This window comes from Pseudomonas sp. SJZ074, from assembly GCF_007828215.1.
In the GTDB taxonomy this organism is placed as follows: domain Bacteria; phylum Pseudomonadota; class Gammaproteobacteria; order Pseudomonadales; family Pseudomonadaceae; genus Aquipseudomonas.
The window spans coordinates 354,057-379,485 of record NZ_VIUE01000002.1; the positions used below are offsets into that span (position 1 = coordinate 354,057).

Annotated in this window: 25 protein-coding genes and 2 pseudogenes; 13 read left to right on the forward strand and 14 right to left on the reverse strand. The window is 59.3% G+C overall.

The window, feature by feature from the left end:
- Positions 1–29: 29 nt before the first annotated feature.
- Together FBX99_RS03925 and FBX99_RS03930 are read left to right on the forward strand one after the other, a co-directional pair.
- Complete coding sequence (locus FBX99_RS03925; protein WP_024777250.1) at positions 30–920, forward strand: LysR family transcriptional regulator; 891 nt, start codon at positions 30–32, stop codon at positions 918–920.
- A gap of 206 nt (positions 921–1,126) precedes the next feature.
- Entirely contained in the window at positions 1,127–1,588 is a 462-nt protein-coding gene (locus tag FBX99_RS03930; RefSeq protein ID WP_144922440.1) for a RidA family protein, read from the forward strand.
- 19 nt (positions 1,589–1,607) lie between these two features.
- Here the strand turns inward: FBX99_RS03930 and FBX99_RS03935 are convergent, their stop codons facing one another.
- The 3 genes and pseudogenes from FBX99_RS03935 to FBX99_RS29095 all read right to left on the reverse strand — a co-directional run.
- Positions 1,608–2,594 (reverse strand): LysR family transcriptional regulator, encoded by a 987-nt coding sequence (locus tag FBX99_RS03935; protein ID WP_145130679.1) that lies wholly within the window; start codon positions 2,592–2,594, stop codon positions 1,608–1,610.
- Between the two features lie 227 nt (positions 2,595–2,821).
- Positions 2,822–3,157 (reverse strand): annotated as a pseudogene (locus FBX99_RS03940) (2,4-dienoyl-CoA reductase); the annotation flags it as partial.
- Positions 3,152–3,289, reverse strand: a pseudogene (locus tag FBX99_RS29095) (MerR family transcriptional regulator); the annotation flags it as partial. The pseudogenes FBX99_RS03940 and FBX99_RS29095, both read right to left, overlap by 6 nt.
- 180 nt (positions 3,290–3,469) lie before the next feature.
- Here FBX99_RS29095 and FBX99_RS03945 point away from each other — a divergent pair.
- Positions 3,470–3,826, forward strand: a complete 357-nt coding sequence (locus FBX99_RS03945; RefSeq protein WP_144922446.1) for a hypothetical protein — start codon at positions 3,470–3,472, stop codon at positions 3,824–3,826.
- A 2-nt stretch (positions 3,827–3,828) separates the two neighbouring features.
- Positions 3,829–3,999 (forward strand): DUF1289 domain-containing protein, encoded by a 171-nt coding sequence (locus tag FBX99_RS03950; protein ID WP_145130681.1) that lies wholly within the window; start codon positions 3,829–3,831, stop codon positions 3,997–3,999.
- Between the two features lie 36 nt (positions 4,000–4,035).
- Here the strand turns inward: FBX99_RS03950 and cynR are convergent, their stop codons facing one another.
- The gene (gene cynR / locus FBX99_RS03955) at positions 4,036–4,923 is read right to left on the reverse strand and encodes a transcriptional regulator CynR (RefSeq protein WP_145130774.1); all 888 of its coding nucleotides are present in this window, start codon (positions 4,921–4,923) and stop codon (positions 4,036–4,038) included.
- A 108-nt stretch (positions 4,924–5,031) separates the two neighbouring features.
- On the opposite strand from cynR, the gene FBX99_RS03960 reads away from it, so the two are divergent.
- Both FBX99_RS03960 and cynS read left to right on the forward strand, forming a co-directional pair.
- Positions 5,032–5,691 (forward strand): carbonic anhydrase, encoded by a 660-nt coding sequence (locus FBX99_RS03960; RefSeq protein WP_144922451.1) that lies wholly within the window; start codon positions 5,032–5,034, stop codon positions 5,689–5,691.
- Between the two features lie 40 nt (positions 5,692–5,731).
- Positions 5,732–6,202, forward strand: coding sequence for a cyanase (gene cynS / locus FBX99_RS03965; protein ID WP_024777263.1), 471 nt, complete (start codon positions 5,732–5,734; stop codon positions 6,200–6,202).
- A gap of 584 nt (positions 6,203–6,786) precedes the next feature.
- Here cynS and FBX99_RS03970 read toward each other — a convergent pair.
- Positions 6,787–7,263, reverse strand: a complete 477-nt coding sequence (locus FBX99_RS03970; protein WP_144922454.1) for a nuclear transport factor 2 family protein — start codon at positions 7,261–7,263, stop codon at positions 6,787–6,789.
- Positions 7,264–7,635: 372 nt separating this feature from the next.
- Complete coding sequence (locus FBX99_RS03975; protein WP_145130683.1) at positions 7,636–8,385, reverse strand: creatininase family protein; 750 nt, start codon at positions 8,383–8,385, stop codon at positions 7,636–7,638.
- Between the two features lie 205 nt (positions 8,386–8,590).
- Between FBX99_RS03975 and FBX99_RS03980 the strand changes: the two genes are divergently transcribed.
- Positions 8,591–9,535 (forward strand): LysR family transcriptional regulator, encoded by a 945-nt coding sequence (locus FBX99_RS03980; protein WP_144922457.1) that lies wholly within the window; start codon positions 8,591–8,593, stop codon positions 9,533–9,535.
- On the opposite strand, the gene FBX99_RS03985 is transcribed toward FBX99_RS03980, so the two are convergent.
- The 3 genes from FBX99_RS03985 to FBX99_RS03995 all read right to left on the reverse strand — a co-directional run bounded on the left by FBX99_RS03985 (position 9,524) and on the right by FBX99_RS03995 (position 12,421).
- Complete coding sequence (locus FBX99_RS03985; protein ID WP_144922460.1) at positions 9,524–10,318, reverse strand: creatininase; 795 nt, start codon at positions 10,316–10,318, stop codon at positions 9,524–9,526. The genes FBX99_RS03980 and FBX99_RS03985 overlap by 12 nt on opposite strands.
- A gap of 82 nt (positions 10,319–10,400) precedes the next feature.
- Positions 10,401–10,952, reverse strand: a complete 552-nt coding sequence (locus FBX99_RS03990; RefSeq protein ID WP_144922463.1) for a VOC family protein — start codon at positions 10,950–10,952, stop codon at positions 10,401–10,403.
- A gap of 38 nt (positions 10,953–10,990) precedes the next feature.
- Positions 10,991–12,421 carry a cytosine permease gene (locus tag FBX99_RS03995; RefSeq protein ID WP_144922466.1) on the reverse strand — a complete coding sequence of 477 codons (1,431 nt, stop codon included), beginning with the start codon at positions 12,419–12,421 and terminating at the stop codon, positions 10,991–10,993.
- Positions 12,422–12,743: 322 nt separating this feature from the next.
- On the opposite strand from FBX99_RS03995, the gene FBX99_RS04000 reads away from it, so the two are divergent.
- On the forward strand, positions 12,744–13,412 hold the full coding sequence (locus FBX99_RS04000) for an FMN-dependent NADH-azoreductase (RefSeq protein ID WP_145130685.1): 669 nt from the start codon (positions 12,744–12,746) through the stop codon (positions 13,410–13,412).
- A gap of 38 nt (positions 13,413–13,450) precedes the next feature.
- On the forward strand, positions 13,451–14,806 hold the full coding sequence (locus tag FBX99_RS04005) for an amidase family protein (protein ID WP_145130687.1): 1,356 nt from the start codon (positions 13,451–13,453) through the stop codon (positions 14,804–14,806).
- Here FBX99_RS04005 and FBX99_RS04010 read toward each other — a convergent pair.
- Positions 14,796–15,737, reverse strand: a complete 942-nt coding sequence (locus tag FBX99_RS04010) for a LysR substrate-binding domain-containing protein (RefSeq protein ID WP_145130689.1) — start codon at positions 15,735–15,737, stop codon at positions 14,796–14,798. The two genes, FBX99_RS04005 and FBX99_RS04010, sit on opposite strands and share 11 nt — an antisense overlap.
- An 86-nt stretch (positions 15,738–15,823) precedes the next feature.
- Positions 15,824–16,438 (reverse strand): DUF1989 domain-containing protein, encoded by a 615-nt coding sequence (locus FBX99_RS04015; protein WP_144922478.1) that lies wholly within the window; start codon positions 16,436–16,438, stop codon positions 15,824–15,826.
- A gap of 112 nt (positions 16,439–16,550) precedes the next feature.
- Between FBX99_RS04015 and FBX99_RS04020 the strand changes: the two genes are divergently transcribed.
- Positions 16,551–17,420, forward strand: coding sequence for a LysR substrate-binding domain-containing protein (locus FBX99_RS04020; protein ID WP_145130691.1), 870 nt, complete (start codon positions 16,551–16,553; stop codon positions 17,418–17,420).
- Between the two features lie 4 nt (positions 17,421–17,424).
- Here FBX99_RS04020 and FBX99_RS04025 read toward each other — a convergent pair whose 3' ends face one another.
- Together FBX99_RS04025 and FBX99_RS04030 are read right to left on the reverse strand one after the other, a co-directional pair.
- Positions 17,425–18,873 (reverse strand): APC family permease, encoded by a 1,449-nt coding sequence (locus FBX99_RS04025; RefSeq protein ID WP_144922485.1) that lies wholly within the window; start codon positions 18,871–18,873, stop codon positions 17,425–17,427.
- A gap of 223 nt (positions 18,874–19,096) precedes the next feature.
- Positions 19,097–20,059, reverse strand: coding sequence for a helix-turn-helix domain-containing protein (locus tag FBX99_RS04030; RefSeq protein WP_145130692.1), 963 nt, complete (start codon positions 20,057–20,059; stop codon positions 19,097–19,099).
- 206 nt (positions 20,060–20,265) lie between these two features.
- On the opposite strand from FBX99_RS04030, the gene FBX99_RS04035 reads away from it, so the two are divergent.
- The 3 genes from FBX99_RS04035 (at position 20,266) to FBX99_RS04045 (ending at position 23,810) form a co-directional block, all read left to right on the forward strand.
- Complete coding sequence (locus FBX99_RS04035; protein WP_145130694.1) at positions 20,266–21,642, forward strand: aspartate aminotransferase family protein; 1,377 nt, start codon at positions 20,266–20,268, stop codon at positions 21,640–21,642.
- Positions 21,643–21,685: 43 nt separating this feature from the next.
- Positions 21,686–23,140 carry an aldehyde dehydrogenase gene (locus FBX99_RS04040; RefSeq protein ID WP_145130696.1) on the forward strand — a complete coding sequence of 485 codons (1,455 nt, stop codon included), beginning with the start codon at positions 21,686–21,688 and terminating at the stop codon, positions 23,138–23,140.
- 106 nt (positions 23,141–23,246) lie between these two features.
- Positions 23,247–23,810 carry a cytochrome b gene (locus FBX99_RS04045; protein WP_144922495.1) on the forward strand — a complete coding sequence of 188 codons (564 nt, stop codon included), beginning with the start codon at positions 23,247–23,249 and terminating at the stop codon, positions 23,808–23,810.
- Positions 23,811–23,967: 157 nt separating this feature from the next.
- Here FBX99_RS04045 and FBX99_RS04050 read toward each other — a convergent pair whose 3' ends face one another.
- Positions 23,968–25,305, reverse strand: a complete 1,338-nt coding sequence (locus FBX99_RS04050) for a hypothetical protein (protein WP_144922497.1) — start codon at positions 25,303–25,305, stop codon at positions 23,968–23,970.
- Positions 25,306–25,429: the final 124 nt, after the last annotated feature.

Sequence of the window (25,429 nt, forward strand, 5' to 3'; positions counted from 1 at the left end):
ATGTATCGCGTTGCTTATGGGGATCCGGCATGGAATATGAGCTACAGGACATACGATCTTTCGTCAAAATCGCCGAACTTGGCAGTTTCCACGAGGCTGCCGATGCGCTTCACCTGTCTCAGCCGGCCCTGAGCCGGCGCATGAAGAAACTGGAGGAAGGGTTGGGCACTGCCTTGCTCGATCGCACGACGCGCAAGGTCAGCCTGACCAGCGTCGGACGCGACTTTCTGCCCAAGGCGCGGCGCCTGCTGGACGACTTCGACGATTCGATCCTTAACATTCGCGAACTGGCGGAACGGCAGATCGGCCGGGTGACCCTGGCTTGCATTCCCACCGCCGCGTTCTATTTCCTACCGTCGGTAATCCGCTTGTACAACGAGCGCTATCCGAAAATCCGCATCCGCCTGCTCGACCTCAGCGCCAACGAGGGACTCGAAGCGGTGCTGCGCGGCGAAGCCGACTTTGGCATCAACATGATGAGCGGCCAGCATCCGGACATCGAATTCGTGCCCCTGGTCAACGAACCCTTTGTCCTGGCTTGCCGCCGCGATCATGAATTGGCTGGACGCAGCGCCGTCACCTGGTCGGAACTCAGCGACTATCGCCTGATCGGGGTGGGTCGTCTGAGTGGCAATCGCATGCTGCTTGATCATGCCCTGTCGGGACTGAGCTGGCGTCCGCAATGGTTTTACGAGGTCCAGCACCTGTCTACGTCACTGGGGCTGGTGGAGGCAGGCCTCGGGGTATCGGCAATGCCCAGCCTGGCGATGCCCGCCGGGGACCATCCAACACTGGTCAGCGTGCCGCTGATCGAACCGGTGGTCAACCGATCACTGGGGCTGGTCTATCGACGAGGCGCGTCCCTATCCCCCGCCGCCGAGAAGTTTGTCTCGATCCTGCTTGAGCAGTGGCCGCAGTAAGAGCGTTCGCGGAAGGTCGTTCGCCAATGGGCGGCGCCGAACTTGGGTTCAAGGTAGTGATCACTCACAACTTCAGGGGGCGCATTAATACGTCTATAGCGGCGCATTAATGCGCCATTGAAAAAGCATCTGCAATGCTAGTCTTCGCCTTCCCACAACCCGGACTGCCGCCGTGCGGGCAGTCTGCTCTACGTCTGGAGAATGCAATGGCAGCTTCGCAACCGTTCGGAAAGAAAACCGCTTACTGGGGTGTGGCATGGGAGGAAAGCTACGGCTATCCCCAGGCCAGGCAGATAGGCAACGAAATCTATATATCTGGCCAATTCAACCACGATGAAGATGGCAACCTGATCGCTCCCGCACCGCTGAATAGCGAAGGCAAGCCCAGTGATTTCTCTTCAATGGGGGAACAAATGCGCGCCTCCTACGACAACATCTCCAAGTTGCTCGCCCTGTATGGCGCGACCCTTGAAGACGTCGTTGAAGAAACGCTTTATGTGCTGGACATGGACGCAGCATTTGCTGTGGTAGGCAATGTTCGCAAGGCTGCCTTTGGCACTGAGCGGCCCCAGTGCGCGAGCAACATCATCGGCGTATCGAGGCTCGCACAGCGTTCGCAGTTGATCGAAATTGTCTGCAAGGCGGTCATCGGCTCCGGCACCCGCTAAGACGTGCTCCCGGTTTCGTCTACGAAACCGGGAGAGCTCGCTGGCCTTCGACCAAGGGCTTGAGTTCGGCAACCGCCGCTGCGCAAAACGTCATGAACGCCTTGACTCGCCATGACTTTCGAATGTCCTGATGAGTCAGCAGCCAAAGCCCGTCCTGAAGTTCAGGCACAACCGGGCCGACGCGCACCAACCCGGGCGTGATGTCACCCAGCATGCAGGGAAGGAATCCAAAACCAAGACCCGCCACAATGGCAGCGCTCGCTGCGGCGACGGAATCGGTTCGGTAGGAAATACAATCAGGGGCAACCCTGCTATCGACGTAGCTCGTTGCCTTGAGGCCGCATAAGGCTGCCGAATAGGACACCCACGTCTGGCCTTCTGCAAAAGGTGTTGAGGTCGGCGCGTTTTTATCACTGCCGTATGGCGCCCAAGCAATTGTCGCGAGCTTTCGTCCTACCAGACTTTCTGATGGCTTGTTGGTCGCCCTCACCGCGATATCCGATTCATCTCGGGCCAGACTCAATGTCTGATTGCCTACCAGTACCTCAATCGCTATCCCTTCATTCAGTGCCTTGAACTGCGCGATGATGGGCGTGAGGAAGTACAGCAGTAGCGAATCACTGGTGGTGATCCGGAGTTTTCCGAGTGGCCCTTGACCCGCCCGTGAAACACGCCGTGCAACGCTGACGATATCCAGCTCGACTCGCTCGGCGAGCGCTCGTAATTCCGCCCCCTCAGTAGTGAGCATATATCCCGAGCGGCGGTGATCGAACAATGCCACTCCGAGTATTTTCTCAACCTGGGTCACTCGGCGCGAAACGGTAGAAACGTTGATCCCCAGCTTCTTGGCAGCGTCAGTGCGATTGGCGCATTCGCTGAGCGTTTTAATGATGCGTAAATCGTCCCACGAAAGCTGGGCTACAGCACCACTGAAATCTGGTTTGACGTCACCTGCAGGAGCCGGGCTGGATAATCCAATTTTAGGTGGCGACTTCACTGAAAGCATTCCAAATATCGTGTTCGCTCATCATACGAAAAGGCTAAGGCGGAACAAAGTTATTGCTGCTCGAGTGGGTTAGACAGGTAGCTAGCCGTAGCACGCGACACGGCACGCTACGAAATCAAGTGATGATGAACGATTGCTTTCGGCCCAGAAGTAGACATTCCACCAACGGTAGAGAGTTGAAAAAGTGGGTTACCTCCCATCGCTCTCCGAGTTGAACAGGTACCGACTCACATCGAACCCTTCTCTACCCAACGCCGGTACTGCCGCGTGCGAAACCCCATGGCGACCTGCTGCAGAATCAGCGCACGCAATGGCGAGATACGTGGATCAGGCTTTTTCGCCCGACTGAGTTTACCCAGCTGATACTTCACCACCGCCATGTTCGCCAATGCCGTGCCGATACCGACCATGTTCACACCGCTCTGCACGACACGTTCAGCCACCGGACGACGAATACCGCCGGTGACCATCACCGGCATCTTGGCGACGGTCTGGATGTCTCGGGCGAACTCGACGAAATAAGCCTCGCGAGCCAGGGTGCGGCCATCGCGCGCCTCCCCTTGCGCCTGCGCGCCAGTGATGATTTCCAGCATCCATTCGGTGTCGGGGGCATAATCGCGATAACCATTGGCTTTGCGCTCTACCGATTTGATCAGGCCGCTCGCCTCATAGAAACGGCTGCGTGACGGCGCCAATGGCCATCGCTGTGCCGCTCGCCGGTTGCTATCTGGGTTGGGTGTGGCTGGACCCGGTCATGGGCATAATACCGACAGCATTCGTGAACGTCTCAAGCCGGTGCACGAAGTCAGCCATCTGACGGTCGAGTTTCGACCGGCCTGAGGTCTCCCCTTCCATCAATTCCAAAGGAACTTGCGATGCCTCCAGGGCAACGTGAACTGGCGCGGATCGAACGCCGGTTGATTACCACGCTGACCGAAGCGTGCGAAACAGCAAAAGGTGAAATCCAAGGTTTCACCTGGCTCACCCACACTGCTGACTTGAATGCGTTGGCTAAAACCCTGAAGGTGACCTGGGTGTTCGAAACCCTCGCTGACAGACAGCAAGCCCAGGTTGATGCCAAGGCTCGCATCCTCGAGCTGACGGCCATCGCGCTGAAAGAAGCCGGCATCGATCTGAGCTTGTCGGATCGCAACGTCCGCCTTGACTCTGAGCAAGAATGCCAGCGCGGTCATGGTGGCGATTGGAAAAAGCGTCTGGCCAAGGGTGATTGAGGATGGCCAAGGAAATCGAAAATCCCTGTATCTCGTTATGTCAACTGAAGGGTGATTTGTGTGTCAGTTGTGGACGGAGCAAAGAGGACATCAGAAAGTGGAAACGCATGAAGCGGCCTGAAAAAATGGCTGCGGTGCAGAGGGCGAATATCCGTTTGAAGGGGCTGAAGTAAAACGCAGGGAAAATCGCTTGTCCTTGGATGGATGTATTACACGTTTAGTTGAATGGATACCTCTTTAGCCACCTCGATGAAAACTCGCATCGCTGCGCTCTGAAAGGCATCTTTGCGCCGCAAAAGGACGGCGGTGCGCTGCAAGCGCTCAGGCTCCAGTGCGATGGCCACCAGATCGTCATGGGCCAACGCAATTTTGGCCGGCAATAAAGTTGATAGATGCGTCCTACGAACGATTTCGATCACTGCACCGAGGGCATTGGCCTCCATTTGCACCTGAGGGCGAATCGCGTGTTTGCGGCAGTAGCGATCGATTTGTTCGCGGGTTGCAAACTCCGGGCTGAGCAGAATCAGGGATTCGGCATTCAGACCTTGCAATCCAATGGACCGCTCCTCGGCCAAGCGGTGACTGCGACTCACCACTAAAGCGAGGGTTTCGTTCAGCAAAGGGATGGCATCAATATTCGGTGTATTTATTTCATCGAACGCGATCCCCGCGTCCAATTCCCCAGCCAAAAGCAACTCCTCAATGCGCTCTTGGGAAATCTCCTTCAGGTTGAGAGTGATCTTGGGATACCGAGAGTGAAATGCTTCGATCACCGGCCCTACCAGATAAGTCGTGAACGTCGGCGTCACGGCTAGGCGCAATGAGCCACGGGTGAGGTCGCTCACATCGTGGATGGCGCTTTTAGCATCTCGCAATTCCTGATAAGCACGGCGCGCATACAGAAGATAGACGTCTCCCGCGTCAGTCAAGCGAGTTGTGCGTCCTGAGCGGTCGAACAGCTGGGCTCCAAGACTTTCTTCCAACTGTTTCACCTGCTGCGAAAGGGCTGGCTGAGACACATGCAGTGCCGCTGCGGCCTTCGTGAAGCTGAGATGTTCCGCAACCGCAAGGAAGTATTGGATGTGGCGAGCAAGCATGATTTCACTCATAAGATAATCCGATCAATAGCATAATAAATCAGACTTTTATCTTATGTAACGCGTTGCTTAATCTTTGTCTCACACCCGGACATCGAGACAGCAACCATGAAAGCAATCATCGACGGTTTTCTGAAATTCCAGAAAGACGCGTTCCCTGAGCGGATCAAACTGTTCAAGGACTTGGCTAATCAGCAGAGCCCAAGAGCATTGTTCATCTCTTGCTCAGATAGCCGACTGGTGCCTGAACTGGTCACCCAGCGCGAGCCAGGCGATCTGTTTGTCATCCGCAACGCCGGCAACATCGTACCGTCGTATGGCCCGGAGCCAGGCGGCGTTTCGGCCTCTGTCGAATACGCGGTCGCCGCACTCCAGGTCGCAGACATCGTCATCTGCGGCCACTCCGACTGCGGCGCGATGACCGCCATAGCAACATGCAAGTGCCTGGATCACATGCCAGCCGTTGCCGGATGGCTCCGTTACGCCGACTCGGCCAAGGTGGTTAACGAAGCCCGCAAACACCCGGATCTGCCGAGCAAAGTTACGTCCATGGTCCGCGAAAACGTCATCGCGCAACTGGCCAACCTCCAGACACACCCATCCGTTCGCCTAGCGCTCGAAGAAGGCCGCATCACCCTGCATGGTTGGATCTATGACATCGAGAGCGGGCGTATCGACGCCTTCGATGGCAGTACCGGGACCTTCGTGTCCCTCGCAGAGAACCCCGAAATCCACGCCGTTTTCCAGCAAGCCAGGCACATCGCCTGAAACCTGTACCTGCAACCCTTACCAACTTAGGAGATTCGCCATGATCCAGACTCAAGCCACCCGCACCGCTCGCCAAGAACTGACCGAAACCATCATTTTGGCCAAGGCTCGCAAGGACCTGTCCTTCGCCGAGATCGTTGACGGCACCGGCCTGTCCGAAGCCTTCGTCACTGCTGCCCTGCTCGGCCAGCATCCACTGCCTTCCAGCGCCGCCCATGTCGTGGGCAAGAAACTCGACCTCGATGCTGATCAAGTCGCTTTGCTGCAATCGATGCCAGTTCGCGGCAGTTTTTTTGATGGCGTACCGTCCGACCCGACCATTTACCGTTTCTACGAGATGATGTCGGTATACGGCACCACCCTTAAAGCGCTGGTTCACGAAAAGTTCGGCGACGGCATCATCAGTGCCATCAACTTCAAGCTGGACATCAAGAAAGTCGAAGATCCGGAGGGTGGCCATCGCGCTGTGATCACCCTGGACGGCAAGTATCTGCCTACCAAGCCTTTCTGATGTAAGTCAGCCCGGGCGTCTGACGGCAACCGGGCTACACCCCAACCCTTTATTACATCTGGCGCTCGATCGTTGGCGCCAGGGACGGGGGGCTCAAACACCTGCCGTCCCCTGACCTTTTGAAAGAATAACCCTTCTCTACTTGCGCCCCTGCAGCGCGCTTTCCGCCTCTACTCCGGCAGTAATTGCACGGAAGTGCATTTACTCAGGCCGTATCCAAAACCAAGAATCGCCAACGGCTGGCTGCGAAAATCCAGCTCACCGCAAGTTCCCGCCTGAGACAAACGGAGCTACGATTTGCAGCCTCATGCGTGGATCTGGTGAAGCAAATATTGTTAGGGAACTTCAGTGATAGACTCATGGCTGGAAAAGCTGCGACCGCTAGACCTTTCGCGAAGCAGGCAATGAAGACCGTTGGCAGGCGGAAGAGCCGGATAAGACCGGCCAAGAGTTGGAGGATATACTTTGGAGGGATTGCGTGCGGTTACGAGTCAGGAGGACTTTTGATAAAGAAACTATTTATAGCGCCAGGCTCAAAAAAGACCTGAGCCTTTTCAACGAAAGGTTCAGGTCGGTTGAGATATTTACAGACCGAGGTCAGACAGGCTTGGGTGGTCATCCGGGCGACGTCCCAGCGGCCAATGGAACTTGCGCTCGCTCTCCTTGATGGGCATGTCGTTCACGCAGGCGAAGCGACGGTGCATCAAGCCATCCGCTTCGAACTCCCAGTTTTCGTTACCGTAAGAGCGGAACCAGTTACCTGAATCATCATGCCACTCGTATGCGTAACGTACAGCGATGCGGTTGTCGGTAAAGGCCCAGAGCTCTTTGATCAGGCGATAATCAAGCTCTTTTCTCCATTTGCGAGTAAGAAAACCTTTGGCCTCTTCACGATTGGTAGCAAATTCCGCTCGGTTACGCCATTGGGTGTCCAACGTATAGGCAAGCGATACTTTTTCGGGATCGCGGCTATTCCAGCCATCTTCAGCGAGTCGGACTTTCTCAATCGCCGTTTCACGAGTGAACGGAGGAAGGGGCGGACGAGTTTGTGCATCGAACATGGTAGTGCCTCCAGGACAATTGGATGTATCGGTTTATATAACGTTTTCGAAACTCAGCAAAACGGCACAACTTTCTTTCAGCGATCATCATCGCAACATCAACACGTCACGATAATCGCGATTCATATCAACATCTCAACAAGCCAGCTTACGCGAACGGGTACGAGCAACCACGCAGACTAATATGCGTCAGGGCCATATTTTCGTTCTTCTACATGAGCCCAATGTAGAACGATCATTCTCCTTGGTCAATCATCGCTTGGAATTTTTTTCGATTTTCCACATCGTGGCGTACCTGATTGATTGCCGTTCTTACGGGATGAAACGCCAACGCCCGGGATACCCAGGCGTGTGCAATGGCAGCGCTGCGGTTCAACCCGCCATGGACTCACGGCTAAAGGCCTGCACCTCCTGCAACAGACCTTGCGCGGCCAGCATCACCAGCTGCCGGCCTTTTTCCGCAGAGGCTTGCGCCGGGTCCGATCCCATGCGGCCATCCGGATGCCGGGCGCGGAAATCGGCTGCCTCCCGGATCGGGCCCCAGTTGGCGATCTGTGGCGAGTAATCTGCGGATTTGATGGCGTGGGGATAGGCCCACTGGGTCACGGCGATTTCCGAAGGCGTTGCATGAACACCGTGACCGGTGGGGAACTGCTCCCGCGCCAGCTCATTGACCCCTTCCAGATCCCACCAGTTGCACAGCTTCAAGGCGAAACCCGCAGGGCGACGGACGAAACTCGCCTCGGCGTACAGTTCCGAGAACGCCGCTTCAATCGAGGCGATATTGCCGCCATGGCCATTGAGAAACAGCATCTTTTCAAACCCATGGGCAGCCAGCGAGCGCACCCAGTCGCCGATGGCGGCGATGAAAGTCGAAGGTCTGAGCGAGATTGTTCCCGGGAATCCAAGATGATGTTGCGCCATGCCGATGTTGAAGGTCGGGGCAATCAGAATGTCCGCGGCCTGCTGCGCCTGGTGGGCGATGATTTCGGGGCACATCCAGTCCGTCCCCAGCAATCCGGTAGGCCCGTGCTGCTCGTTGGAACCGATCGGGATGACCACGGTACGGCTGCGCTGGAGGAATGTTTCGATTTCGGCCCAGGTCGATAGATGTAAAAGCATCTGCGTTCTCTCTTTGGAAAGGTTCCTTGCGGAACACGATGGGTGCGAGGTTCAGTAAAGGCGCCTGTTCACCTGCGCTGCATTCAAGACCCGATTGCAACGCATTGCAGGTCAGATGTTGCGCCCACCACCAAATCACAGCAAGAGCAACTATCTTGGTGTACCGTTGCCCTATGAGCAACGCAGAATCGGAAGGACACCAGTCATGCGCGAGATCAACCAGCAACGCCTGCGGTATTTTCATGAGGTGCTGACCCACGGCTCGATCCGTGGCGCGGCGGACAGCATCAACACCTCCCCCTCGGTGATTACCCGCCAGATCAAGTTGCTGGAAGAGGAATTGGGTACCCGGTTGTTCGAACGCCAGGCCCGTGGCGTCCAGCCCACCGAAGCTGCCGCGCACCTGCTGGAGTTCTGGCGCGGCTATCGATCACATCAGGAGAAGCTCGAAGACCAGCTCCAGGCCATCAAGGGGCTGCAACAGGGACACGTGCGAGTCGTCATCAGCGAAGGCTACGTCGATACCCTGGTGGACCACGTGCTCGCGCCGTTCTGCAAACAGTACCCCAAGCTCGATGTCAGGCTGGACATACTGCCCGTGGACGACGTCCTGAACGAAATCGCGGAAAATCGCGCGCACATCGGCCTGGCCTACAACCCGCCTCCCCACACTCACATCGATTACCGCGCGACGTCCCGGCAGCCCGTCATGCTGCTGGTTCGCCCGGACCATCCGTTGGCCTTGCAAGGGACAATGGCAACCGTCGCCGACTTGCTCGACTGCCAACTGGTGCTGACGCCGCCGACCTTCGGTATCGGTCACGCGCTGAAGATGCTCGAGTACGCCGAGAAGATCGAAATCCGTCCGGCGCTGGTCAGCAACTCCTTGGCCGCTCTCAAGCGCCTGGTCGCGAGCGGCGAGTTTGCCTCGCTGTTGGGCGAAGTGGCGGCCTATCGGGAAATTGCCCAAGGCAGCCTCGCGGCGGTGGCCGTCGACCATCCACTGTTCCTGGGGGTCGAGGCGAAACTGCTGGTGAAGTCCGGACGCCCGCTGGCGGCCCCTGCCCAGGAGTTACTGAACTGGATGTTGCAACGGCTGCCGATGTTCGCCTCCGGCAACCCTGCACAAGAGCCCGGTTCAGCCGTTTGAAACCTGCGACTCGGCCCCGGCGAGCCTGAACTCCGACCGCACCGCCTGGACGATACCGCTGACGACATCCGCCACCAGCAACCGTCCCTTCTCTGCGCTCGACCCCAATGCGGAGGACAGCACGCCGCTGGCCGGCACCCATTCGGTTCGGGTCGGGTACATGTCGTAGACCGGGAACTCAGCCGGTCCGTGGTCAGGGATCTGGTCCAGGCACACCAGTTGCGGGTGGTAATGCAGCATCATCGACGTCTCGATGACCGCTGCGTGCTCCAGTGCGATGCCCGGAAAACCGTTCGCAAAGATCGTGTCGAGGGTCTGTGCTTTGACGAACTCCCAGTGTTCCAGGCGCATGACCTCCAGTCCGGCCGCGGGCCCGATATCGCGCATCGCCAGCTCGATGCCTTCGGTCACGAACCATTGGTTTTCGTAGTGACCGATCACCAGGACCAGGCGCTTTACACCATGGCGATGAAACTCACGCACAGCATCGCGGACCATGGCGATCAGCGTCGCGCCATCCACGCTGGTGGTGCCGCAGAAGTGCTGCCCGCCGCCACACTTGGGCTGGGATTTATAGCCGTAGGACAAGGCCGGGGCGACCACGCCGTCGATCTTCCGAGCCACGTCTTCACTGATTGCACTGGCGAGCAAGGCGTCGGTCCCCAAGGGCAGATGGGGGCCGTGCTGCTCCGTGGCGCCGATGGGCAGCAAGACCACCGCACCTGACTGCACCCGGTGCTCATAGTCCACCCAACTGATGTTATCCATCCGGACAGGGTTCATGGTTTTACTCCTGTGTCGTTGCAAAGCGGTCACGCCCAGGCGCTGCTGACGCCCAGGCGAAACCCAGTGATGCCGAGTGGGCTTATGCCCGCGGCGGATACCAGGACTCCGGCTCCGGATAGTCCCAGTCGGCAGGAAAGGCGTAGGTTTCGAAGACCGTAGTGGTGTCGGCCTCGGTGCCGAAGAACGCGAAATGATTCACGCCCATCCACGAACCGGACTGCACGCATTTGAAACCGCGGCGCTGCAATTCAGCGATGCGCTCCTCGAACGGGATGTTGTTGCAGTCGTAGGCAACGTGCTGGATCCCCTCGCCATGGGCCTCCAGGAAGTCGGCGAAAATCGTCGGCCCCGACACCGGCTCCATCAGCTCCCAGACCATGTTTCCGGACTGGGCGAAGCAGACCTTCAGCACAAAGTCGGCCGGTTCACCGTGGTACGTCTGGTTCCGGGTGTTCTCCGGGCTGAAGGTGTATACCCGCCATGGGCCGATCCCCAGCTTGAGCAAGCCGTCCATGGTGCGTTTATGGTCCCGGGTCACGATTGCGATCTCCACGACGTTGCCCAGGAACGCATCGATCTCGGCGCCGCCGCTCAATGCAGCCAGCACATTGGTTTGTTCAAGATGAGACATTTGCAATAACCTCTTTAATGTTGAATCGTGCACAGCGTTTACTTAGCCATCACTGGCCCGTTAATAACTTCGCTGGGACGCGAGCGATGCAATAGGTAATAAATACCGCCGCCCACGCAAAATCCCGCCAACCAGGACAAATCAATTCCACCCAGTGCCATCGCAAGAGGGCCTTGCAGCGACTGGATGGTGCCTACCTGGAATAACCAGGCCGCCAACACACCCACGGCCAGTGCAAATACACCCCTCCAGTTCACGTCAGTGCAGGTACTTTCCAAGTGATGGCAATAAAGCGATTTCACATCGATCCGCCCCCGGCGAATCAGGAAGAAGTCGACCAGGGTGATACCCGCCCAGGGACTGATCCACACCACGAAAAACACCATCAGGTTTTCAAAGGCGTGCACGAACTCGCCGGATTGCAGGAACAGATAGAGGATGAACAGCGCCACCAGGCCCGAGACCGTTGAAACCACCCAGCGTGGGACGCGCAGGTCCAGGGACAAGGTGGCCAGCGCCGCCGAGTAGATGACCACGATGTTGGTGGCCACCGGCCCATGGAGCAGCACCAGCAGAACCGGCAACGCCATGGTGCCGAAGACCGCAATGATCAGTTGCGCGGGGTCCGAACCGGCACCCGCAGAAGCAATTGCCGCGCCCAGGAACGCCAGCCAGACGGTGGGCAGGAACATGCCGAGGAACGTCGAGCGGAACACCTGTCCATCGGACAATCTGCTCTGGGTGAAGCGGGTGTAGTCCGAGGCGTAAACCAGCCACGAAATGCCCCAGCCGATCCCGATCGCCGTCATCAGGCTGCTCATGGCCGAAAGCTTGCCGATGCCTTCGACGGTCGAGCGCTGCCACTGGATGTCCACGTGTGTGAAGGCCAGGCCGGTCATCACCACCATGATCAGCAGGATCACCGGCATGGTGTAGCGCTCGAAGCACTTGATGGCGTTGAAACCCCAGGCGGCAATCCCGACCTGCGCGATCATGACGACCAGGGCGATGCCGTACTTGAGCTCCATGCCGCCGTTGATGCCGACCCTGTCCAGGGCGGCCACCGCCAGGTCCAGCACGATCCAGGTGTTGGTCGCCACCCAGCCCATCGGCATCAGTACCTGCATGAGGGTGGGAAGGTAGGCACCGCGCCGGCCGAACGCCAGCCGAGACAGGACCATCTGCGGGACTCCCGTGCGGTGCCCCATGATGCAGATGCCGCCGAACAAGGCGGCGCCCAACAGATTGCCGATCACGATGACCAACAGGGTTTCAATCAGGCTCAGGCCTAGCTGGATACCGATGGCACCCAATACCCAGTTGATCGGCGCCACGTTCGCCCCCGCCCAGATCCAGAACTGGTCCAGGGGCGTAGAGGTACGCTGGCTATCGGGCACTGGCTCGATACCAAGTGCATCATAGTTGGCCTCGTTGATTAAACTGTTTGCAGATTCGCGACGCGTTGACATTATTATTTTCCTCGCTGAACGGCGACCACCTGTATCGCCCGGGTTCATTAAAGCGAGGTCCGCAAGTTTAAGTAATTGACGATAACTAAACCGTCCTTTAGAAAACTTGTCGGGTTGAGTTTTCCTAAAACCTGCAATGTGATCTATCCATTTCCGCTTTGAAAATAGCGGCTTTTCAAAACGGCGCGACTAAGAACAATCACTTGTTGAGTTTTATTTGATGCGGTTCAAGTAAATATCAATAGTCGGGCGGCTCAGCGCCGTGGCCAACTTGTTTCCGTCACCGAGGTAGTTCCACCTCAGGCTTAACAGGAAACAGGACATGACCACCCTTCTTCATATTGACGCCAGCGCACGATCCGACCGCTCACTGAGCCGTAAACTGTCCCAGGCCTTTGTCGAGGCCTGGCGTGAGCGCGATGCCAGTACCCAAGTCATCACCCGTGACGTCGGCCGCAATCCACCCCCCTTCGTGACCGAGGCCTGGATTGCCGCGGTCTTTACCCCCGAAGAGCAACTGACGCCGCAAAAACGCGAGGAAATCCGCCTCTCGGACGAGTTGATCGATGAGCTCGACCGCGCCGACGTCATCGTCATCGGCACGCCGATGTACAACTACGGCATGCCGGCCGCGCTCAAGTCCTGGTTTGACAAGGTGATCCGGATCGGCAAAACCTTCACCTTCGACCTGGAGCGCGGCGACTACCCACTGGAACCGATCATGAGCGGCAAGAAACTGGTCATCCTGTCGTCCCGAGGCGAATTCGGCTTCGGGCCTGGCGGCGTTCGCGAGACCATGAACCATCTGGACACGCACATCCAGACCTGCGCGCATTACCTGGGCGTGAATGAAACCCATGTGATTTCCATCGACTACCAGGAGTTTGCCGACGCGCGCCATGAAGCCTCCATCGCCAATGCCTTCGACGCCGTTCCGGTGCTGGTCCGGCAGATGATCGAGGAAAGACAACACCAGGTGTCGGTGGCTTGAGCGTCCGGCACCGTCGCCTAACCGACAAGGAAGAAAACATGATCACGATGCTGCAAACCGCCGAGCGATTGAAGCAGGGCCTGACGACACCGGATGAGTTGGTCGCCTGCGCGTTGGTCGCGGCGAGAGAAACGGAGCATGTGTTTATCGCCTTGCTGGAGCAACGCGCCCTCGACGCCGCCAGGGCATCGACCCGGCGCTGGCAACAAGGCACTCCGCTGAGCGCCTTCGACGGCATTCCCTACGCGATCAAAGACCTGTTGGACGTTGCCGGCAGCCGGACGACCGCCGGCTCCATCACCCGGGTCGACGCCGAAATCGCCGTGGAGGATGCAGCAGTCATCGCCACCCTCACCGCGCAGGGCATGATCCCGCTGGGAAAAACCAACCTCGCGGAGTTCGCGTATTCCGGCCTGGGCCTGAACCCGCATTTCGGGACGCCTACCTCAAACGTCGTGGTCGATGAAGTCCGTCTGCCCGGCGGTTCCTCTTCCGGCTCGGCCATCGCGGTTCAGCGAGGTATTGTCAGCAGCGCCATAGGCACCGACACCGCCGGTTCGATTCGCGTCCCGGCGGCGTTCAATGGTCTGGTCGGCTACAAGGCCTCGACGGGCCGCTACAGCCAACAAGGCGTGCACCCTCTTGCCGTCACGCTCGACAGCCTGGGCGCCTTCGCCCACAGCGTGGCCGACTGCGCCGCGCTGGACAGGGCGATGCGCGGGATCAACGACGGCGACTGCCCGGCTGCGAGGCTTTCGGACCTGCGCCTTGTGGTCGACGAAGGTGTGTTGTCCGACCCGGCGCTGCAGCCAGCGGTGCGGCAGAACCTTGTCGCCACGATGGCACGGCTGCGCGCCGCCGGCGCCCAGGTTGAGTATCGAGCGGTAGCCGCCGTCGCCCGTACCCGTGAACTGATCGCCCGCTCGGGCTGGTTGGGCGCGATAGAAGCCTGGCGCCTGTTGGGCCCGATCGTGGAAAGCGCGCAAGGCGCCCGGATGGACAGACGCGTGTGCGCGCGCCTGCGTGCGGCCAAGGGCATCGACTCGGCGACGGAAGCCAGGATCCGACAATCACGGGAAGAGCTGATGGCGGCCATCGAGGATGAGCTCGACGGTGCTTTGCTGGTGATGCCGACGGTCAAACATGTCGCTCCGCCCATGGCACCCCTGGAACAAGACGACGGGCTGTTCGCGGCCGTCAATCTGGAGACCTTGTCGCTCACCATGATCGGCAGCCTGCTGGACATGCCGGGCGTTGCCCTCCCATCCGGCCGGGACAGCCTCGGGCTTGCCACCTCAGTGCTGGTCTCGGCGACACGAGGTCGCGATGACCCATTGCTCAGTGCGTGCCTGGCGATAGAATCGACCCTGCTCGCGGATGGGTTCAGGTCGTGAGCAAGCGTTGATCTCCGGCCAGGTCATTGAGGGCATTGCCTCTGAATGACCTGGCCTCGTCCAGGAGCCACTCCCTGAACAACGCCAGGTTGCGCCGTGGGTGGCCATGGCCGCTCTCGACCAGATGATAGGTGAACCCCGCCAAGGCCGGACCTTCCAATCGCCGGATCCGCCCGGAACGCAGCTCATCGTCAATCAGTACATCGCTGCACAACAAGGGCCCCAGGCCTCGCTCCAGCGCATGCAAGGCCAGGGTTTCCTCGCTGTACCAGGAAATGCGCAAATCCCCGGCGGCATCGCGTTTGACGCCAGCGAGCCAGGCTGACCACGAGGGGGCTTCGAGGGCCTGGTTCTTCCATTTGAACGCCAACAGCGGTCGATTCGGAAAATCGTTGATCGTTGCGTTGCCCTCCACCGGGCAAATGTGCTCATCCGCGACCGCGATGAAACGGTCTTCGAACAGCACCGGCCCGCGCACATCGGCATCGACCGGCCCATAACGAATCGCCAGGTCGACGGTTTCAGCACGCAGATCCACGACTTTTTCCGAGGCGTGGATGGACACCACGATGTTCGGATAGATCTCATTGAATTTCGCCAGCCGCGGCATAAGCCAGCGTTCGGCGAATGCCCGCGTGGTGGATACGTGGATGGCATCGCCCTCCTTTGTCCCGCCCAACAAGGTGAACGCCTGGGCAATCTGGTCGAAGCCCTCGCGCAGCAATGGATAGATCGCCTTCCCGGCGGGCGTGAGGGTCACCATTCGACCTCTTTCCAGGAGCTTTTGCCCCAGGCCTTCCTCCAACTGGCGCACTTGATGGCTGACCGCCGCGACCGTCACCGAGAGCTCGTTCGCCGCGGCGGAAAAACTCTGGTGCCGTGCGACAGCCTCGAACGCTCGCACGGAATTCAGAGGGGGTATTTTGCGCATGGTTTTCTCCGGGCACCCGTCGGGGTGCTTGCGAGGTATTCGGTGTCCTGCCGGCAAGCCACCGCTGCCGGCAGGTCTGCGGTGCGTCAGAGGACGCAGTAATGCACGTCCTGGGGCCGCATGCCGTTTACGGCGGTAACGTCCTGGGGGCAGGCGGACAGGACCACAATAGCGTCCATTTCCGCTTTGAGGCAGACATATTGCCCTGGTGTGCTGACAGGCTCGGCAAACTCGATGCGTCCATCTTCGTGCACCGGAACGTTCATGAACAGGTTCAAGGGACTTGGCGTGTCAGGCGCCACCAGGCCGAGGGCCTCCAGGGCCAGGAAGAGATTTTCGTTGCAACTGGCGTGATGACCGACGACGCCCAGTTGAACGTAGCGGGTCGGGTCACAGGCCGCGACCAGGGTGTCATGGATGCCCGGCGTCGTGTCCTCGATCAGCGTCAGGATCCCGCGGCGCTTATTGGTCAGCAGGCTGTCCCCTTCACGAGGGTTGAGTTTCAACCAGAAAGGACGGCTGTGCTCCATCGACATGGCTTCTCGCAGGTCGTCCGGGTTGAAGGCCCAGGTGTCCACGACCTGTTTGCCATGGGTGTTGATCACCTTGAGGGTCTGCCCCTGGTTCAACCGGAGCGCTACACCGTGCCGGGCCGGCAATAGAACCCGCTCACCGGGGGTCATCGAAGTCATCGTGTTCATGTCGCGGTTTCCTCTGCGCTGATGGGCTTGCGAACAAGGAAAACACAAGAGAAAACCGCAAACCAATAATATAAAGTGGCCTTGGTATAAGTTGAATCTATAGGTAAACCCTATGCGAATCCGTCAGCTCGAGTGCTTCAGAACCTTGATGATTCACGGCACGATGACCCGCGCTGCGGAACTCCTGAATATTTCCCAGCCGGCGATCAGCAGCACCATTGCCAACCTGGAGCATGAAACCGGCCTCAAGCTGTTCGTGCGCAAAGGCGGCCGTCTGCAACCCACTCCCGAGGCGCGGTTGTTCTTCGTCGAGGCGGAGCGTGCGTTGGAGGCCGTGGAGAAGACCCAGCGCATCGCCAAGGAAATCCGCACGGGTAAACGCGGCCACCTGGCAATCGCTGCCTATGCCAGCATCTCGATCAGTCTGTTGCCACGCCTGATGGCCGAATTCGCCAGGGAGCGCCCGGGCCTGGAATTGAAGATCATCACCCGCAATTCCCAATCCGTTCGTGAGCTGATCACGACGCAACAATTCGACCTGGCCATTGCCGAACTGCCCCTCGACTACCCAATGTCCCGCATGGAGGTGATTGCCTATGAATGCCAGTGCATGATGCCTGTCGATCACCCACTGGCAGCGTTGGACGTAATTACCCCGGCGGACCTGGATGGGGTGCCGTTCATTTCGCTGTTCAAGGGCGATCCCCTCTACCAGCAACTGGCAATGGCGTTTTCGGCGTACGGGTCATTCTGGAATGTGGTGGCCGAGACAGAGTTTTTTGCGACGGCGTGCGAACTGGTCCGCTCCGGGATGGGCGTCGGCATGGTCGACCCGGTGATCAGCCATTCCTTCGCCCACGACCTGGTCCTGAAACCGTTCAAGCCCGCCATCAGGTACGAAATTGCCTTGCTGCTTCCCACCCAGGAAGAACCCTCGCAACTGGTCCTTGAGTTCGTAAGCTTCCTCAAGCAGCACCTGTGACGTCTTAGAGCTTGTGGCTCCCCAGCATCAGATACCGCTCCGGCGCCCCCTTGCGCAGCCGAGCCGCCAGCAACACACCCGCCAGCAACGCTGCGGGAATGATCGCGCAGAGGCCATAGGACAAGGTCTGGCTGGCGCCCGTCAGCACATCGAAATGCAACACCGCGATGATCAGAACCGCCAACAGGACCAGGCAGGATAAAGCGGGAAAGATCCCTCCACGCCAGAGTCCCAGCTTCAGCTCGGGGTGGCAGCGGGAAAAGGCAAATACCGCGGCGGACGTGAGCGCCATCAACAGGATCACGCACAACGTGGCCAGGTTGGACAGCCAGGCGAACAACTGCAGGATCGGATCAGCGTCCATGGCGGCGAAAATCAGCACCACCACCGCAGAAATCAAGCTCTGCAAGACAGAGCCCATATGGGGACTCTGGTGGACGCGATGGGTGGTTCCCAACTGACGCGGCAACAGGCCGTCGCGTCCGATGGCGTAGAAGTACCGGGCGGCGGCGTTATGAAAGGCCAGCAATCCGGCATAGATACTGACCATGAACAGCACCCGGATAATCTGGGTCAGGTGCGGACCGACAAAGTGATCGGACATGCCGTAAATGAAGGTCGTGGGGTCCTGCAAGGCCTGCAGCATCGGCACGATCTTGTCCGCGCCCACGCCCACCACCATCGACCAGACCGACAGCGCATAGAACCCGCCGATCAGCAATACCGAGCAGTAGGTGGCAATCGGGATCGTCCGTTGCGGGTCCCTGGCCTCTTCGCCATAGATAGTCGTAGCCTCGAAGCCGATGAACGCGGCGAAGCAGAACAGCAAGCCGATCGACGGCGTACCGCTGAACACATGACTGCGATCGAACGCGTCGAGATTGACGCCACTGTCACCGCCTGTGCTGAGGATGGCGAAATCCAGAGTCAGGATCGCCAGATACTCGGCAATCACAATGACCGACAACACCCGGGCCGAGAGATCGATCTTGCGATACCCCAGGATCGCGACGCTCGCCATTGCCATCAGCGAATAAGCCCACCAGGGCAGCTCCAGGCCAAACACGCTGGCCATGGTGCCGCTGACCACACCGCCGAACATGCCGTACAGCCCCACCTGGAGGATGTTATAGGCAAACATCGCCAACACCCCTGCCGCACCACCCGCCAGGCCACCCAGGCCGCGGGAAGTGAAGGCATAGAAACCACCGGCATTGGTGACATGCCGGGACATGGTGGTATAGCCCACCGAGAACATCAGCAACACCAGCAAGGCCAGGATCAGCAACGCCGGTGTACCGGCACCGTTGCCCAGCATGATGCCGATGGGAAAGCCACCGGCGATGACACTCAACGGGCTCGCCGCCGACACCACGAAGAAGATGATGAAGCCGACACCCAGGGCACCACGCTTTAGCTCCGTGGAGCTGTTGACCGGGAGAGATACACTCATGTGCTTGACCTTATTGTATGAGGCAGTCGCTGTGGGATCGATGCAGTCATCCGTACACCGGCACCGAATGGCTTATTGTTCTTGTTGCACGCCAGGTTCGATCCTATGCCTGCCCATCAATGTCGCACTAACCCAAATCGGTCATCAGACGGCTCTTTCCATGAAAACTGTGGCGAGGGGATTTATCCCCTCGCCACAAGGTTGTTGTGCAACGAATGCGCGCTCAGGCCAGGGCGCAATCGGGAATGGCTGCGCGCTTGGTTTGGGATGGTAACTCTGCGAACAGTTCCTGGTATTCCGCTGCGAAGTGGCTCAGGTGATAGAAGCCCCACTGGGCAGCGGCATCGCCAATCGAGAGCTGCGACGCGCGGGTGGACATCAAGGTGCGGCGCACGCCATTGAGCCTGACGGAACGCAGGTAGTTCAGCGGCGTCGTCTCGGCCACCGCACGGAAGCTGTTCTGCACGGTACGCCGACTCACCTGGAGTCGCTGGCACAACTCGTCCACGCTGGGCACGTTGTTCATTTCAGCGGTGGTCAAGTGGTGGCATTTCTCGACGATGAAGCTGCGGGTGGAGCTTGTGGTGCGTTGGGACTTGTCGCAGGCCGGATCGGTCATGAGCTGCAGCATTTCGCCGAGCATCGCCTGTTCCAATTCCTGTTCCCATACATTGTCGAGCTCTTCGTTCGCCAGGGCCTGGGAGAATATCGCCAGCAAACGACGACGCGCCTGTGCGAAGTACGGCGTGGAAACCCTGATCACCGGTTGACGCAGCAGCTGGCTGATTTCCTTTGCCGAAGCCGTTTGTGCCAGCGCCTGCTCGAACAACTCCCGTTCGAAGGTGATGGACAGCAGTTCCATGCCCATCGGCATATGGAACATGAACTCTTCGCCACCGTGAAGAAAGAACAGGCTGCTGTCATCCACTTCGCGCCCCTGCATCCGAATCGCGCCCGGGACGTTGATCGGCACCGCAAAGCACATCTTGCCCCGCGGGGCCACGCCGTGCTGCACGACACGCTGGTTGATCTGCTCACGAAAGATATGGCAATGCGCGGTGGACAGCTGCATGAGCGTACTTTCGGCCGAACCGGCGGTCAGCTGGCTGTAGTCCTGGCTCCACTCCTGGACGGTAGCGGCATGGAGGTGGACGTCGCGAAAGTGGTTTATGTGGACATTTCTCATAATATGCGAAAGCCTCTAAAATATTATTGTTTTTATCCTGCCTCCATGACCGATATTCGCACAATAAAGGAATTCAACAAAATTCCATAGCGAAATATCACCCGCCTCCTTCAGCGCAATTAATCCATGTGCCGATTCGGGCTACCGGCTGGCGGCTCTCGCTGGAGATGATCGGCACATTACAACCGAGACCCAGAGAGACCGTCATGAGTGAAGCCAAACTTGAATCCCTCCACTTCGCGGATGCCCCGCGAATTATTTCCAGCACCCTGCCCGGCCCCATGACCCGCGAGGCCCTGGTGTTGTCGGCGCGTACCGAGTCCATGGCCCGCGGTGGCGGACGCATGCCGGTGGCCATGGACCGGGCGTTCGGCGCGACCTTCAAGGACCCGGACGGCAACACCTACATCGACCTGTCCGCCGGCGTGGGCGTCAGCAGCGTAGGCCGCTGCCACCCGAAAGTGGTGCAGGCCATCCGTGAACAGTCCGAAGTATTGATGCACGCCCTGGAAGTCAACAGCACCCGACGCACCGAGCTTGCAGCCAAGATATCCGAGATCGCGCCCGATGGCTTGCGTGGCGATTGCACCACGTTCTTTACCCAAAGCGGCAGTGATGCGCTGGAGGCCGCGGTCAAATTCGCCAAGCGCATCACCGGGCGGCACCAGATCATCGCCTTTCACGGAGGCTACCACGGCGTGTGGAACGCATCCGGCGCGTTGACCACAGGTACGGCCTACCGCAAGGGCTACGGCGCCATGATGGGCGGCGTCATTCACGCGCCCTACCCTTACGCCTACCGCTTCCCGTTCGACACCACCCACAAAAGCGCCGAGCAGATTGCCGGCGATTACGTGGACTATTTGCTGAATACCCCCTACACCGCCGCCGATGACGTGGCCGCCGTGATCGTCGAACCGGTGCAGGGCGAAGGCGGCTACGTGCCGCCCTCGCCTGAGTTCCTGCAACTTCTGCGCAAGGCTTGCGACCGCAGCGGCGCGTTGCTGATCGTTGATGAAGTGCAATCCGGCGCCGGGCGTACCGGCAAGATGTGGGCGGTCGAGCACTCGGGCGTCAAGCCGGACATGCTCACCTTCGGCAAGGGCATCGGCAGCGACTTGCCCATGGCGGGCCTGATCATGCGCTCGGACCTGGCGGCCGCGATTCCTGACGGCTCGGTGCCCAATACATTCGCCGCCAACTCGTTGTCCGCCGCCGTGGCGCTGACCAACATCAGCATCCTGCAGGATCCGGAACTCGATCTGCTCAACCGTGCGCACACGCTGGGGCTGGAGGCGCAGGAGCGTATCCGTGGCTTCAACAGCCCGTTCGTAGGTGAAGTGCGCGGTCGCGGCCTGATGATCGGCATCGAACTGGTGGAAGATCCGGTCACCAAGGCCCCTCTGGAAGGCGCCAGGATTGGCCAACTCATGGGCTACCTGCTGAACCATGGCGTGCTGATGATTCCCTGCGGTCGCTACAGCAACGTGATGCGTGTCATGCCTTCGCTGACGATCTCGCGCGCGCTGTTCTTCAAGGCGCTGGACATCTTCGGTGACGCCCTGGCGTCCCTCAAGGCATGAAACGGGTCTACCTGCCCACTGCACAACATTCATGGATCCAAACATGACACAGCATCTGAATCACTTCATCGAAGGCGGCTCCTTCGAGGCCTCCGACGGCCGTCGAACCAGTCTTATCAACCCTGTGACGGAACAGGTCTACGGCAGCGCCGCGCGCGGTACGGCCGAGGACGTGAATCGTGCCGTGGCAGCCGCCCGCAAGCAGCTTGAAGGTGGCGCCTGGAGCCAGCTCGACGGCGCCCAGCGCGGCCGGCTGCTGTTGAAACTGGCTGACCTGGTGGAACGCGACACCGACTTGCTCGCCGACATGGACGCCGACGCCATCGGGCGCTCGCCAATGGAGCCGCGTCGCCTGGACATTCCCAACGTGCTCGCCAACCTGCGTGCCGCCGCCGGCTGGGCCAATCAGCTCGAAGGTCGTACCATCCCTTCCAGCGGCTACTTTGGCACCAAGACTCTCTCGTACACAGTACGCGAGCCGGTGGGCGTGGTCGGTGCCATCGTGCCTTGGAATTCACCGCTGATGATCACCGTGTGGAAACTCGCCGCGTTGCTGGCGGCGGGTTGCACCGTGGTCATCAAGCCCTCGGAAGAAACGCCGCAGTCCGCTCTGCATCTGGCGGCCCTGGCCCAGGAAGCAGGTTTCCCGGACGGTGTGATCAACGTGGTCACCGGTTACGGTGAGGAAGTCGGCCGCGCTTTGTGCCAACACCCGGATGTCGCCAAGATCAGTTTCACCGGCAGCCCCGAGGCCGGACGCGAGATCCAGCGCACCGCCGGAGTGCTGTTCAAACGCGTGGCCTTGGAGTTGGGCGGCAAGAGCCCGCAGATTGTCTTCGACGACGCGCCGTTCGACGATGCGCTGTTTGGTTGTACCCTCGGCCTGTTCGCCAACCAGGGCCAGGTCTGTGCCGCCGGTTCGCGCATCCTGGTCCAGCGCAGCCTCGCAGAGCGCTTCGCCGCGGCGCTTGCCAACGCTGCGTGTGCCATCAAGGTGGGTGACCCTCGGCAGCCCGATGTGCAGATGGGGCCGGTGGCCAAGAAAGCGCAGTTCGATCGGGTCAACCGTTACATCCAACTGGGCATCGATCAAGGCGCTACGCTGCTGGCCGGTGGTGTATCGCACCCTGAGCAGGGCTGGTTCGTGCGGCCGACGATCTTCGCCAATGCCCGCAATGACATGTCTATTGCCCGGGACGAGATTTTCGGCCCGGTCGGCACGGTGATCGCCTTCGATACTGAGGAAGAAGCTGTCGCATTGGCCAACGATTCCAGCTACGGCCTCGCAGCCACGGTATGGACGAGCAACCTGGTACGAGCCCATCGCGTCGCCGCAGCGGTGAAAGCCGGCGCCGTGGGCGTGAACTGCTGGAGCCCGCTGGATGCGAACCTGCCTTGGGGCGGCGTCAAGGACAGCGGTATCGGCCGTGAAGGTGGATTCAGCGGCGCACTGGCCTACACCGAGGAGAAGGTCATCACCGTACTGCTGCCTGCCTGAGAACAATAGTGCACTGAGCGAACCACCCTCCAAACCCTGCGAGGCGTCGAGGGTGGTGGTTCAAAGTGCATTCCCGATGTCTTTGACGATTGATGAGGCGACTGCGATGAACACCACAAATCAAGCGATAATTGATCGGTATCCAACGTCCCTGCTGCTGTTGCACTGGGTGCGTGCCGTGCTCGTAGCCGGTCTCCTCTGGGCAGGCTGGCACATGACCGGGATGAACGATGAAGTGGCAAGCAAGTACGAGTTCTATTATCCCTGGCACAAATCCTTCGGCGTGTTGACGTTCCTGGTGGTCCTGGTTCAGATCGCCCTGCGCTACATGACGCCTAGGTTGCCGAAGCCGCTGCACACGCTGACCGGACCAGAACAGGTGGTGTCAAACCTTGTGCAACGGGTCATATATGGTCTTCTGGTGATCGTGCCGTTGATGGGTTACTCCATGTCGAGCACCTACACGATGAGCGACGGAGTGTTCTTCTTCGGGGTCAACCTCCCGGAGCTGCTGTCGAAAAATGACGATTGGTTCGTCGTGTTCCAATGGCTGCACAAAGTCCTCGCCTACACCCTGCTCGTCCTGATCCTGCTGCACATCGCCGGCGCCCTCAAGCATCGGTTCCTCGACCGGGATCCGCAAAAAGACGTGTTGCGTCGCATGATCTGACTGGATGAGGCGCGGGCAAAGAGGTCCGCGCCTTTTTCATGCCAGGAGCCGTTACGAAACCAACGTCCCCGATGCTATATCCCGTCATACAGACAAGCGCCACGGTGAGTGGCGCTCCTGGTCAAGCGACTTGCTTCATCACTCTACGAGCGACTGCTCAGAACGTCATCCAGACGATGAATTGGAAGTAAGTGTTCGTGCCCGCGCTCCCACTTTGCAGCCCACCGTTCCCGAGCCACTTGTTGGGCTTGTAGAAACCAACCAGGGGCGACAGGGTGACGTTATCCGTCACCATCCAGTCCAGAAAAAGATCGACCTCGCGGGCGCTGTAATCCTGCTCTTGTCGATCGGAGAGTTGGTGGAAGTCGAAGGCCATCGCGTTAAGGGTCAACTTTTCGTTCGGTTTGACGGAAAGGAGCACGTCGTTGGTCTCCATGTTCGAGGTGAGCGAGCCGGCGTAATTCACTGCGACCTCACCTTGGTAGCGCTTGCGGTAGCCGCCCTGGAACAGGAAGTCCCAGCCTTCGGAATAGCGCGCATAGCGGTAGCTGACCGTCGGTTGCCACTTGACGTCGGCGAAGGTGTAGCCGGCGTCGAAGAACATTGCCCGCTGCGACCCCGAACGCTTTTCCTGTCGCGCCACCTCGAAGGCGAAATCGGCATTCTCGATTCCGGCGTTGCCCTGTCCACGGATGCTGTAGATGTCCATGCCCTTGCGCTCAAGTCGATCAGCAAAGGCATACCGCTTTTCGACATCCAGGCCGTGCACGTAAGTCGAACCGATCGAGCCAATAGGCGTCGTATAGTCGACGGTGGCAGCGGCCACTTCAGTCTTGGACTGTCCGGGGTTATCCGACTTCAACCATATCAGACTTCCGTGAAGGCCGTCTGTACCTCCCAGTTTCAAAACAGCGGTATTGCCAAAGGCCAACCGTGAGCCCAGGTAAAAAGCACCGCCGCGATCGAATCGGCCATCGGAAACACCCTCGATGGGGCTGAAGGCCTTTCCGGGGTTGAAGCCATCATCGGTAATCAGAAACCCGTCCACCGTGACGAGCTGCCGGCCGAAAGAGAAATCAACCCCATCCGGGCCCAGTGCGGGGATCATGTCACCTGATTTCCAACCCAGATAGGCGTCTTCCACGGCGGTTCTTCTTTCAGTCCCGTCGGTGATCGCTCCCGGGTCGCCGTCACCCCAAGATCCTGTACTGATCACGCTGAACCCGCCGTAGACCGAGCCGGCTTCGATCTTGTCGGTCGTGCCGCTCAGGCCGTATTTGATGAAACCTTCTTGCCAACGCATCCTGCCAGGTTCCTTCTCCGGGTCTGCGATGTAGTTCTTCTGGCTGCCGAACCAGCCAAACCCTGCCCACAGGTCGGCGTTCAACACCGTGGTGCCATCGCCTTCGTTATAGAGCTCGTAGCCATGGGCCTGCGGCTCGAACGTACAGAGTGCGACCAATGAAAGCATTGGGGCGTAGATGGGGGTGCGCATGACGTCTCTCCTGTTTTTATATTTATGAGGCGAGACGGGAGTGTTTCGGCTCGGGTTGCGCAAGCGGTAACCCAAATCAGCAAGTGTCACGGGCCGCTCGTCCTCGACGTCAGTCGCCACGGTG